This window comes from Mycobacterium attenuatum (genome assembly GCF_900566085.1).
Lineage (GTDB): Bacteria > Actinomycetota > Actinomycetes > Mycobacteriales > Mycobacteriaceae > Mycobacterium > Mycobacterium attenuatum.
Genome location: NZ_UPHT01000086.1, coordinates 45,723 through 58,150 on the forward strand (window position 1 = coordinate 45,723; position 12,428 = coordinate 58,150).

10 protein-coding genes and 1 pseudogene are annotated in these 12,428 nt (G+C 65.3%); 7 read left to right on the forward strand and 4 right to left on the reverse strand.

The window, feature by feature from the left end; all coding sequences use genetic code 11:
• Positions 1-7: 7 nt before the first annotated feature.
• Positions 8-679 carry an urease accessory protein UreG gene (gene ureG / locus EET13_RS14455; protein ID WP_122442938.1) on the forward strand — a complete coding sequence of 224 codons (672 nt, stop codon included), beginning with the start codon at positions 8-10 and terminating at the stop codon, positions 677-679.
• On the forward strand, positions 669-1,403 hold the full coding sequence (locus EET13_RS14460; RefSeq protein WP_122442939.1) for an urease accessory protein UreD: 735 nt from the start codon (positions 669-671) through the stop codon (positions 1,401-1,403). Before ureG ends, EET13_RS14460 begins: the two co-directional genes overlap by 11 nt.
• On the opposite strand, the gene EET13_RS14465 is transcribed toward EET13_RS14460, so the two are convergent.
• The 3 genes from EET13_RS14465 to EET13_RS14475 all read right to left on the reverse strand — a co-directional run bounded on the left by EET13_RS14465 (position 1,309) and on the right by EET13_RS14475 (position 4,448).
• Positions 1,309-2,694 (reverse strand): NAD(P)/FAD-dependent oxidoreductase, encoded by a 1,386-nt coding sequence (locus EET13_RS14465; RefSeq protein WP_122442940.1) that lies wholly within the window; start codon positions 2,692-2,694, stop codon positions 1,309-1,311. The genes EET13_RS14460 and EET13_RS14465 overlap by 95 nt on opposite strands.
• 112 nt (positions 2,695-2,806) lie before the next feature.
• Entirely contained in the window at positions 2,807-3,730 is a 924-nt protein-coding gene (locus tag EET13_RS14470; protein ID WP_122442941.1) for an LLM class F420-dependent oxidoreductase, read from the reverse strand.
• A gap of 40 nt (positions 3,731-3,770) precedes the next feature.
• Positions 3,771-4,448, reverse strand: coding sequence for an SDR family oxidoreductase (locus EET13_RS14475; protein ID WP_122442942.1), 678 nt, complete (start codon positions 4,446-4,448; stop codon positions 3,771-3,773).
• Positions 4,449-4,681: 233 nt separating this feature from the next.
• Here EET13_RS14475 and modA point away from each other — a divergent pair, with 233 nt between their 5' ends.
• The 5 genes from modA to EET13_RS32315 all read left to right on the forward strand — a co-directional run bounded on the left by modA (position 4,682) and on the right by EET13_RS32315 (position 12,161).
• Positions 4,682-5,458: a molybdate ABC transporter substrate-binding protein gene (gene modA, locus EET13_RS14480; RefSeq protein ID WP_122442943.1), complete on the forward strand. Its 777-nt coding sequence runs from the start codon at positions 4,682-4,684 to the stop codon at positions 5,456-5,458.
• 9 nt (positions 5,459-5,467) lie between these two features.
• Entirely contained in the window at positions 5,468-6,268 is an 801-nt protein-coding gene (locus EET13_RS14485) for an ABC transporter permease (protein WP_122442944.1), read from the forward strand.
• 88 nt (positions 6,269-6,356) lie between these two features.
• Positions 6,357-8,276, forward strand: a complete 1,920-nt coding sequence (locus tag EET13_RS14490) for a serine/threonine-protein kinase (RefSeq protein ID WP_122442954.1) — start codon at positions 6,357-6,359, stop codon at positions 8,274-8,276.
• Between the two features lie 109 nt (positions 8,277-8,385).
• Positions 8,386-10,206, forward strand: a complete 1,821-nt coding sequence (locus EET13_RS32310) for a serine/threonine protein kinase (protein ID WP_122442945.1) — start codon at positions 8,386-8,388, stop codon at positions 10,204-10,206.
• A 50-nt stretch (positions 10,207-10,256) separates the two neighbouring features.
• A complete protein-coding gene (locus EET13_RS32315) occupies positions 10,257-12,161 on the forward strand; it encodes a serine/threonine-protein kinase (RefSeq protein WP_122442946.1) in 1,905 nt (634 codons plus the stop codon).
• 92 nt (positions 12,162-12,253) lie between these two features.
• Here EET13_RS32315 and EET13_RS14505 read toward each other — a convergent pair.
• Positions 12,254-12,428 (reverse strand): annotated as a pseudogene (locus tag EET13_RS14505) (IS110 family transposase); the annotation flags it as partial.

Consider the following 12,428-nt stretch of genomic DNA (forward strand, 5'->3'; position numbering starts at 1 on the left):
GTAAACTGTGCCAACACATTCCCACTCACACGTCCACAGCCACCGGCCACGGCGGGTTCGTCGACCGGGGGAGCCATTACGCATCGGCATCGGTGGCCCGGTCGGCTCCGGCAAGACCGCACTCGTCGCGGCGCTGTGCCGGCAGTTACGCGACGAGTTGTCCCTGGCCGTGCTAACCAATGACATCTACACCACTGAGGACGCCGACTTCTTGCGCAGGCACGCGGTGCTGCCGGACGACCGGATTGCGGCCGTGCAAACCGGAGGCTGCCCGCACACCGCGATTCGCGACGACATCACCGCGAATCTGGATGCAATCGACGACTTGATTGCCGCTCACGACCCGCTCGACCTGATCCTGGTCGAATCCGGGGGTGACAACCTCACCGCCACCTTTTCTTCGGGACTGGTGGATGTGCAGATTTTCGTTGTCGACGTGGCCGGCGGCGACAAGGTGCCGCGCAAGGGCGGGCCGGGTGTGACCTACTCGGATCTGTTGGTAGTCAATAAGACTGACCTGGCCCCGCTCGTGGGCGCCGACCTGCAAGTCATGTCCCGCGATGCCGACGCGGTGCGCGACGGGCGGCCGACGGTGCTGCAATCGTTGACCCAGGACCCGGCCGCGACCGCGGTGCTGGCCTGGGTTCGCGGGCAACTGGCAGCGGCTGATGCACTCTGAGGTCCTGTTGGTCGCAGCCCCGAACCGGTTGCCGCGCATTCGATCCCGTGGTGGAATCACGGCTCGTTGCACCGCGTCCGACACCGTCTATCTGGTGTCGGCGGCCGCAAATCCACTCGGGGGCGACATCGTCGAGATCCGGGTGATCGTCGAAAAGGATGCGCGGCTGCGGCTGCGCAGTGCGGCCGGCACGGTTGCGTTGCCCGGCGCCGAAACACCGACATCACAAGCTCATTGGGACATCGAGGTGGCCGGCGCCCTGGATGTGGATCTGGAGCCAACGGTCGTCGCCGCCGCGGCTCGGCACCTGTCGACCGTTGCTCTGCAAATGTGCGACGGCGCCGAAGTCCGCTTCCGTGAGCGGATCCAGATCGGACGATACGGCGAAGACGAAGGGTTTTGGACGGGCTCGCTGCGCGCCGACCGGAACGGCCTTCCGATGCTGCGACACCGGGTGGAACTGGGCGCTGGATCGCTGGCTGATGACCCGATCGCGGCGCCTCGGGCCGCGATCAACGAGCTGTGTTATCCCGCAACATTATTCAGTGACGGCATGCCCAGCGGGTCGACGGTCCTGACGTTGGCCGGCGGTGGCACGTTAAGTACTTGGCAAGGTGACCGGTTACCGGTCAGCTTGCCCGCCGAGCCGCCGGGCGGTGCGCCTCAGCCGCCAGAACGGCCAACTGCTCAAGCCGGGTGCGCGCGAAGGCCTGTTGCTCGGTGATGGTCAGCTGACCTCGCCGAGTGCTCAGGAAGGTCACGGTCCAAGACAGCAGCGTGCTGACCTTGGTCTTGAAGCCGACCAGGTAGACCAAGTGCAAGACCAACCAGGCGAACCAGGCGATGAGGCCGCTGAACTCCACCGGGCCGACCTTGGCCACCGCGGAAAACCGCGACACCGTGGCCATGGACCCCTTGTCGAAGTACTGGAAGGGTTCACGCTGAGTCGGATCGGCCCCGGCGAGCTCGGCTTTGATCGTGCCGGCGGCGTACTTGGCACCCTGGATGGCGCCCTGCGCCACCCCGGGAACACCCTCGACCGCTGCCATGTCGCCGATGACGAACACGTTCGGGTGCCCGGGGATCGTCAGGTCCGGTAGCACCTTGACCCGGCCGGCGCGGTCGAGTTCGACCGCCGACTGCTCGGCGAGATCGTGGCCCAGCGCACTAGCCGAAACCCCGGCGGACCACACCTTGCACTGCGACTCGATGCGCCGGATGGTGCCGTCGGAGTCTTTGACGGTGATGCCGTTGCGGTCGACGTCGGTGACCATGGCACCCAGCTGGATCTCCACGCCCATCTTTTCCAGCCGGGCCGCTGCTCGCTGACCGAGCTTTTCGCCGAATGGCGGCAACACCGCGGGGGCGGCGTCGAGCAGGATCACCCGCGCCCTGGTCGAATCGATGTGGCGGAACGAGCCCTTCAACGTGTGGCTGGCCAATTCAGCTATCTGCCCGGCCATTTCGACACCGGTGGGGCCGGCGCCGATCACGGTGAACGTCAGCAGCTTGGCCCGTCGTTCCGGATCGCGGGACCGTTCGGCCTGTTCGAAGGCGCTCAAAATCCGTCCTCGCACCTCGAGCGCATCATCGATGGATTTCATGCCCGGTGCGAATTCGGCGAAATGGTCGTTACCGAAGTAGGACTGGCCGGCCCCGGCGGCGACGATCAGGCTGTCGTACGGGGTTTCGTAGGTGTGGCCGAGCAAGTCGGATACGACGAATTGCCCGGCCAGATCGATGTGTGTGACGTCGCCCAGCAGCACCTGGACGTTACGCTGCCGGCGCAGCACGACCCGAGTCGGCGGGGCGATGTCGCCTTCGGACACGATGCCCGTCGCGACTTGATAGAGCAGTGGTTGGAAGAGGTGGTGAGTGGTGCGGGCGATCAGCTTGATGTCGACGTCGGCGCGCTTGAGCTTCTTTGCCGCATTGAGGCCGCCGAACCCGGATCCGATGATCACGACCCGATGCCGATGACGTGCTTCAGCTGTGGGATCGGGCTGGGTGCTCATGTTCCGCTACTCCTGAGGGGTCTCCTTGACCGGCAAACCGCAGTTAGCTACTACGGTAGTCAAGCCGACCCCTAAATACCCAAGCGCGTACGTGTGTAATCAACCACACCGGCTATAGACCGACCAGCGGGCGCAGCGCTTCGGCAGCTGTGGTGATCAAACCGGGGCTGAAACCGTGGGCGGACAGATTGATGATGACCCCGTCGACGCCGGTGTCGAGCACCTTGGCCTGGACCTGATCGGCGATCTGCGCCGGGCTGCCGATCACCATGCGTCGGCCGGTCTCCGCGGGCAGCTGATCCGGCTTGGCCTTCTCGTCGATCACCACGGTCAACATCAGGCTGGTCTCCAGCGTGTCGGGGTCTCGGCCGGCTTCCTCGCAGCGAGCCGCGACCGCATCCATCTTGCGGGGCAATTCGTCAAGCGCCGCGACGATGTTGAGATGGTCGGCATAGCGCGCGGCGATCGCGAACGTCTTCTTTTCCCCGCCACCGCCGATCAGGATCGGGATGCGGTCACGGTAACGCGGCTCGGCCACGGCCGATTCGGTCGTATACCACTTTCCCGAGAGGGTCGGGCGCTCACCCTTGATCATCGGATCGAGAATCTGCAACGACTCTTCGAGCCGCTCAAATCGGTCGGTGAAGGTGCCGAACTCGAATCCGAGCTGGCGGTGCTCGAGTTCAAACCAGCCGGCGCCGAGGCCGAGAATCCCCCGGCCGGCACTGATCACGTCCAGCGTCGTGATGATCTTGCCGAGCAAGGCCGGGTTGCGGTAGGTGTTGCCGGTCACCAGCGTGCCCAGTTGCAGCCGCTCGGTGGCGGTGGCCAGCGCGCCCAGGGCCGTGTATGCCTCCAGCATTGGCTGGTCGGGCGTGCCGAGCATGGGCAGCTGATAGAAGTGGTCCATCAGGAACAGGGAGTCGTAGCCGGCGGCTTCGGCCTCGCGCGCCTGGGCGATGACCGACGGGAACAGCTTTTCGACGCCGGTACCGTAGGAAAAGCTAGGGATCTGGAAGCCGAGCCTGATAGCCACGGCATCTACCGTAGCGATCGGCCTGCGTTACCCGACAACCTCAGGCGAAGTGAGCCAGCGCGCCGTGGCTCACGTGCAGCGTCTGGCCGGTGATGTGGCGTGCTGCAGGGGTGGTCAAAAACAGCGCCAGGCGAGCGATTTCGGCCGCGACCGGAGCGGGGCTGCGGGATAGACCCTCGTAGCCCGGCTGGATGCCACGGCCGCAGGCAACCGCGTTGACCGTGATGCCTCGGGTGCCGTAAACCTCTGCCTGCCCCGCGACCCAGTTGGACAGAGCGGCCTTGACCGCTGCGTCGACACTGCCGGCCGGCGGGTTTTCCGCCACGATCCCGATGATGGAACCACCGGAGCGCAAATGATCACCCACACATTGCACGGTCAGCACCGCCGAGATCACGGTCGCATCGAGGGCGTTGCGCCACGCGCTGGCGGTATCGGACAGCGAATAGGTGCGTGGGTCACCGGCATCCCAGGTCGGCGCCGGAACGTTGACGATGGTGTCCAGGTGATGAGGGAACAAACTGCGGACTTCGCTGAGACTCGCCGGGTTGGTGGTATCGCAGGCAATGGCGTCAACGTCGAGTTCCTTGGCGACAACCTCCAAGTCGCCGCGTCGGGCACCGACCAGCGTCACCTTGTGACCGTCGTCGCGAAAACCCTCGGCAACCGTACGTCCCAGATCTGTGTCGCCGCCGGTGACCAGCACCTCCACTGCCATGACCTCCTCGTGTTCACCATTGAACCCAGACCCTGGAAGTTCACCGCCGTAGGAGCTTGCCTGGGATCTCGGCGTGTTATGGCGTCAATCCCGGTATATGTTACTGGACAGTAGCTATGCGGCGAAACTCTGCGGCACCACGACGCGCGGAGGAATTGCATAACTGTTGAGAACTGCTCGGGGGGGCTTCTGGGGGACCGTGGCCGACGGGTTCCGGCTGCTAGGTTTGTCTAATGCGCCGGTTCGCGACGCTGGTCGACTTGATATCGAGGCTGCTGGTCTGCGGGCTGGTCGCAACTGTGCCGGCATGCGGTTCGGCCGCAGCGCCGTCGGGTACCCGATCGATCGTGGTGTTCGCGGCCGCGTCGCTGAAGCCCGCATTCACCCAAATCGGCGAGCAGTTCATGAAAGACAATCCCGGCGTTCGAGTCGACTTCGATTTCGCGGGCTCCTCCGAGCTGGCAACTCAGCTGACCCAGGGCGCGACGGCCGACGTGTTCGCCTCGGCGGACACCGCTCAGATGAACACCGTAGCCAAGGCCGGGTTAGTGGCCGCAGATCCCGCCAACTTTGCGTCGAACACGCTGGTCATCATCACGGCGCCGGGAAATCCACAGCGGGTCGGATCATTCGCCGACCTGGCCCGGTCCGGGCTCAGCGTGGTGATCTGCCAACAACCGGTGCCCTGCGGGTCGGCCACCCATCGCATCGAGAACAGCACCGGGATCCAGCTGCGGCCGGTTAGCGAAGAACTCAGCGTGACCGATGTGGTCAACAAGGTCGCGACCCGACAGGCCGATGCCGGGTTGGTCTATGTCACCGACGCCATGAACGCCGGGAACAAAGTGACGACCGTGACGTTTCCTGAGGCTGGTGGCGCGGTGAATGTCTATCCCATCGCGGTGCTGAGGAGGACGCCTCAGCCTGAGCTGGCGCGGAAGTTCGTGACATTGGTGACGACCGAGCCAGGACGGCAGATCCTGGATCGGTCGGGGTTTGCCAAGCCCTGACGAGCTGTTGTGCGCCGGCCTGCCGATCTGCCCCGCTGGGTCTACGTCCCCGCCGCCGCGGGAACCGGGTTCGTGGCATTGCCGCTGATTGCCATTGCGATCAAGGTCGATTGGTCGCACTTCTGGTCACTGATCACGAGCACCACGTCCCGGACCGCCCTGGTACTCAGCCTCAAAACGGCAGCGGCGAGCACCGTGCTGTGCCTTCTGCTGGGGGTGCCGATGGCACTGGTGTTGGCCCGCAGCCGGGCACGGCTGGTGCGGCTGCTGCGACCGCTGATCCTGCTGCCGCTCGTGCTGCCGCCGGTGGTAGGGGGCATCGCGCTGCTCTACGCGTTCGGCCGGCTGGGGCTGATCGGGCACTACCTGGAGGCCGCCGGCATCAGCATCGCGTTCACCACGACGGCCGTGGTGCTGGCGCAGACCTTCGTCTCGCTGCCGTTCCTGGTGATATCGCTGGAAGGGGCGGCGCGCACGGCGGGAGCCGACTACGAGGTCGTGGCGGCCACACTGGGGGCTCGACCAAGCACGATCTGGTGGCGGGTGACGCTGCCGCTGCTGCTGCCGGGCATGGTGTCGGGAGCGGTGCTGGCGTTCGCCCGGTCGCTGGGGGAGTTCGGGGCCACGTTGACATTTGCCGGCTCCCGCGAGGGGGTCACCCGCACCCTGCCACTGGAGATTTATCTGCAGCGGGTGAACGATCCGGACGCCGCGGTGGCGTTGTCGCTTCTTCTGGTGGCGGTGGCGGGACTGGTCGTGCTCGGTCTGGGCACTCGACGGCTGACTGGACAAACCGCCGGAAAGTCCTGAACAACCGTGACCGGACTTGGCGAATGCGAGCGATTTCGGCAATTCCGAAACGGGTGTGCGGCGTAATCACGACATCTACGATTTGGCCATGTCGGTAGAGGTGGGTCAGGTCTTCGCCGGATACACGATCCTGCGGGCGCTGGGTACGGGCGGAATGGGCCAAGTGTATGTGGCGGCGCATCCGCGGTTACCGCGCGAGGAAGCGGTGAAAATACTGCCGGCAGAATTGACCGGCGATCCCGAGTACCGCGCACGATTTGAGCGCGAGGCTGACCTGGCCGCCAGTTTGCATCATCCGAATATCGTCAGGATTCATGACCGCGGCGAATGCGAGGGCCGCCTGTGGATCTCAATGGAATATGTAGCGGGCACCGATGTTGCTCAACTGCTGCGCCAGCAGTACCCGGGCGGAATGCCGCTCGATGCGGCGGCACCGATCATCACTGCGGTCGGCTCGGCGCTCGACTATGCCCACCATCGTGGGCTATTTCACCGCGATGTCAAACCGGCAAACATCTTGCTGACCGAACCCGATGGGGGACAGGCGAGCCGGGTTTTTCTTGCTGATTTCGGCCTTGCCCGGCGCGTCGACGACGCGACGGGCCTGACCGCGACCGACGTCACGGTGGGCACCGTGGCCTACATTGCGCCCGAGCAACTGAAAGGCGATCCGGTCGACGGGCGCGCCGATCAATATGCGTTGGCCTGCACCGCGTTCAACCTACTGGCAGGCGTGCCACCGTATGGCGACGCCAACCCGGCGGTGGTGATCAGCCAACACATCAGCGCGTCATCGCCTGCAATCAGTGCCTACCACCCCGAATTGGCCGCGCTGGATTGGGTATTCGCCAAAGCGATGGCCAAAAATCCTGCCGACCGGTTTGGCAGCTGTGCGGAGTTCGCCGTCCAACTGAGCCGGCAACTGAGCCCGGATTTCGCCTACGCCGATGAGATTCCGCTACGACCCGACACTCAAGACACCCAGCCCGCGATCGACCGCACCGTGCCCGCCTATCCGCGCGCGTCAACCAACCGCAAGCGATTGAGCCAACGCCGGGGTCTCTTGGTGGGCGCCCTGGTGAGCATCCTGTTGCTGATCGCCGGAGGTGTTTTCGCGGCGGTCAAACTCACCCGGTCTGACAAGCCGGCCGGCACTGCGTCCCCTGGGACGACCGGTACCCCGTCCGCGGCACCCAACACGGGTCCGTTCACCGGCCTCTACCGGGCCGACTTCGGTAAGGGGACGACGTTCGCCGATGGTCCGGGCCCCAGTGGCCCGCCGTCTAGCGACAGCTACGCGGTCCGTTCGGTGTGCGGGCCGGCGGGGTGTGTGGCAACCGCGTCGCATCTGGGCGGCGAAACCACGTTCGCGCCCGCAATGGTGTTCGACCAGATCGACGGGCAGTGGCTGGGCGTAGCCATCGGCTCGGACAAGTGCCAAGGAGCTCCCGCCGAGATCTGGGAGGTGTTCACGCTGCAGCCGGGCCCCGGGGGCGGCTTCACCGGCGAATTCACCGCCATGACCAGCAATGATTGCGTGGGCAAGCACACCGTGACGTTCACCCGCACCGGGGACGTCGACCTCAACAGTCTGCCCGACCCGGCCACCTTGCCGCCGCGGGCGGTGTCCCCGGCCGAGGCGCTGCGCGGCAGCTACCACGAACAACGGACCTTCCGGGGCCGCGGTATCACGCAACAGACGGACTATGCGGTCACAACCCGCTGTCTGCGTACCGGCGACCGGTGCATGAGCTTTTTCCACGCACCGTCGGGTGCGGTGGAACCGCTGGTATTCGGTGACGGCAACTGGACACTGGACACCGAGTCCGACACGGTGTGCCCGGGCCGAAACACCGCGATGCACTTGAAAAAAACCGGGCAGTATCCGCTGCCCCAACCACCACAAGATCCCATTACCACCCTGACCGGGCACGGTAACCAGGAACAGACCGGGTCTTGCGCCGCCAATGTGGATTTCGACGAAACATTCACTCGCACTGGCGAATAGCGCCATACGCCGGGCTGTTGCGCGAATGCCGGTGAGCAACGTGGTCGTCATCACCTGCGACCGACACCCATCGACGGTTCAACCTCGTTGACTTATCTACCATTTGGCCATGTCGCTTAAGGCCGGCGAGGTGTTCGCGGGATACACCATTCTTCGCGTGCTCGGCGCGGGCGGAATGGGCCAGGTGTATCTGGCAAAACATCCGCGGTTGCCGCGCGAGGATGCGCTCAAGGTGCTGCCCGCGGATCTGACGAACGACCCGGAGTATCGGGCTAGGTTCATGCGGGAGGCCGACTTGGCGGCCGGTTTGTCTCACCCGCACACCGTGGCGATTCACGACCGCGGTGAATACGAGGGCCACCTCTGGATTTCCATGGAATATGTGGCGGGCACCGACGCGGGCCGGCTGTTGCGTGAGCAGTTTTCGGGCGGGATGCCCGTCGAGGCGGCACTGCCGATCATCACCGCGGTCGCCTCGGCTCTGGATTACGCGCATCATCGCGGGTTGTTGCATCGAGATGTCAAGCCGGCCAACATCTTGTTGACCGAACCCGACGGGCAGCCACGGCGGGTCTTTCTGGCCGACTTTGGTATCGCGCGACGCATCGACGACGCGGCCGGCTTGACTCGCACCAACATGGCGGTGGGCACTGTGGCCTATGCGGCGCCCGAACAGCTGATGGGCGAACCCCTCGACGGCCGTGCTGATCAATATGCGTTGGCCTGCACTGCATTTCACTTGCTGGCCGGGGTGCCGCCGTACGGTGGTCCCAACCTCGCGGTGGTGATCGGTCAACACGTCAGCGCGGCGCCGCCGTCCATCGGTACGTACCACCCGGAGTTGGCCGGGCTGGATCCGGTGTTCACCGCCGCGTTGGCCAAGCAGCCGTGCGACCGGTTCAACAGCTGCGTAGAGTTCGCCGATCAGATCGACAAGCACCTCGACGGGACCGCCACGGACAGTCCGGGTGTTCACGCTGTCGCATCGAGAACGCCGATCCTGGCGCGGGTCGGGCGGCGACCGGGCGTTCTGATGGCCGCGCTGGTGAGCGTCGCCGTGCTGATCGCGGCCGGCGTCCTTGGAGTCATCACGCTCGTCCGGGATCGAGCTCCTGCCGCCATCGCGGGTCCCCTCAACGGCATCTACCGGACCGACTTCGGCGCGATCGCGGGGCCCGACGACGCCCCGGACCCCACCGTGACGACCGCATTAAGCGCGACGTACGGGCTCCGCTCGGTGTGCCGCTCCGCTACGTGCGTGGCGACGGCGACGCGCCTGGGCGGTGCGTCCGTGACGGCACCGACACTGGTGTTCGACGAAATTGGTGGACGCTGGGTGGCGGTGGCCCTCGCCTCGGGTGAGTGCCGAGGCGCCACCGCCGAATTCTGGCAGGTGTTCACGCTGCAACGGCACGCCGACGGCACTCTCGTCGGGGAATACACCGCTACTGCCCGCAACGTGTGTGCCGACAAACGCACGGTGACGTTCACCCGCACCGGAGACGACGTCGCCGCTGTGCCCGACCCCGCCGGCCAACGGCCGCGGGTGCCGTCGCCGGCCGAGGCCCTGCATGGCAGCTACCACGTCACGCGCACCTTCAAAGACGTTACGCCGCAACGTCAGTCATACCTCGGCGTCCAAACCTACTGTCTACGCACCGGCGATCGGTGCATCAGTTATTTCCATGGGACTGTAGGTGGCCTACCGCTGGTGTTCAGCGGCGACAAGTGGACCTTGGACATCGACGATGACGTCAGGTGTGCCGCCTCCGATGACCTCTCCCACGTGAAAATCACCGCACAGTATCCGCTGCCGCAACCATTACAGGATCCCATCAGGCTGCTGACCGGGCACGGTCACCAGCAGCAGAGCGGCTCCTGCGCCGTCGACGCGGATTTCGATGAAACATTCACTCGCGCGGGGGATTGACGAACGCGGATTGTCGGTTCCGCGTAGCGGACACGATTTACCATGTGGCCATGCCGCTCGAGGTTGGTCAGGTGTTCGCCGGATACACGATCCTTCGGCTGCTGGGCGCGGGCGGGATGGGCCAGGTATATCTGGCAAGGCATCCGCGGTTGCCACGCGAGGATGCGCTCAAGGTATTGCCGGTGGAATTGACTGCCGATGCCGAATATCGGGCGCGGTTTTTGCGTGAGGCCGACCTGGCGGCCGGTTTGTCTCATCCGCACATCGTGGGCATCCATGATCGCGGCGAACATGAAGGCCATTTTTGGATTTCAATGGATTTCGTCGCCGGGACCGATTTGGGCCGGTTGCTGCGCGAGGACTATCCCGACGGAATGCCACTCGCCGAGGCGGTGCCGATTATCACCGCGGTCGCCTCGGCCCTGGACTATGCGCATCATCGTGGGCTGCTGCACCGTGACGTCAAACCGGCCAACATCTTGCTGACCGAACCCGACGAGCAGCCACAGCGGGTATTTCTGGCCGACTTCGGCATCGCGCGCAAGATCGACGACGCGACTCGTCTGACCGCGACGGACATGACCGTCGGCACCGCGGCCTACGCGGCACCCGAGCAGTTGACCGGCGATGCCATCGACGGCCGTACCGACCAATATGCCTTGGCCTGCACGGCGTTTCACCTGCTCACCGGCGCCCAGCCGTACGGGAACTCCAACGCTGCGGTGGTGATCACCAAACACATCAGCGCGCCACCGCCGTCAATCGCTGGCTTGCGCCCGGGGTTGGCCGGCCTCGATTCAGTTTTCGCCAGGGCCATGGCCAAAAAGCCCGCCGACCGATTCGACAGCTGTGCAGAATTCGCTGCGCACCTGGGCCGGCAGCTGAGTGCGGACTTTTCTGACGCCCCTGTGGATTTCCCGGACACCCAACCTGCGATCGGTGCAACTGTGCCGGATCCGGCTTCGACCGCTAAACCAGGCGGGCAGCGGGCACCGCGGCGCCGCGACGTCCTGATCGGTGCCCTGGCGGGCGTAGCAATGCTGATCGCCGGTGGCGTTTTCGTGGCCGTCCAGCGCACTGGGCACCGAGAAAGTACCGGTGTGCCCCCCAGCGCCGCTGCGCCGGGCAAAGCGACACCTCCAGCGCCCAACACCGGGCCCTTCACCGGTGTATACAAGGTCCAGTTCGGTCCGGCCACCAAACTCGCCGAGGCCCCCGCCGACGGCGCGAAGCAGACGACGGCCACCTATGCCGCGCGCTCGGTATGCGGGTCCGCCGGTTGCGTCGCCACCGCATCCCGCCTCAACGGCGAGATCAAGCTCGCGTCGACCATGGTGTTCGACGAAATCGACGGCCGCTGGGTGGCCGTTGCGATCGGATCAGTAAAGTGCCGAGATTCGGCCTCACGAATGTGGGAAGTGTTCACGCTGCAGCCCGGTCCCGGCGGCACCTTCACCGGCGAATATCGCGGTGCTGCAAGCAATTCCTGCGCTGAGAAGCGAACCGTGACGTTCACCCGCACCGGCGACGTCGACGTCGACAGCCTTCCCGACCCGGCCGCGCTGCCGGCGCGAGTGCCATCTCCCGCCGAAGCGCTGCACGGCCGCTACCACATCACGCGAGACTTCAGCAGCACCCTCCCGCAACAGCAGGCAGACGAAGACGTCACCACCAGCTGCCTGCGCAGCGGCGATCAATGCATGAGCTACTTCTACTCACCAACCAGCGACACACCGCTGGTATTCAAAGACGACAGCTGGACGTTGGACCTCGAACAGGAGGCGAATTTCCCGGGCTGCATCGGCCTCTATCTGAAAACCAGCGGGAAGTATCCGCTGCCGCAACCGGCGCAGGATCCGATCACCCGGCTTAGCGGTCACGGTCATCATCAACAGTCCGGCTCCTGCGCAATGGATGTCGAGTTTGATGAAACGCTCGTCCGCACCGGCGATTAACGCCCGGCCCCGTCGCTTGGCGGCGACACGCTATTGCTGAGCCGGTTCCGCCGGGGCCGTATCCCGAAATTGCCGCTAGACATCCCCCGGTCTTAACGTGTCGAGCCGCCGCGGCGCCGGTGTGCCCAGGCTTTGTGTTGGTCGTAGCGGGTGTGGTGGCGTAGGCAGCCATGCAAGATGCCGACGAGGCGGTTGCCCAGGGCGCGCAGCGCTTGGTGGTGCCTGTCCCCGACGGCGCGGCGCTGGTCGTAGAAGGTGCGGGCACCG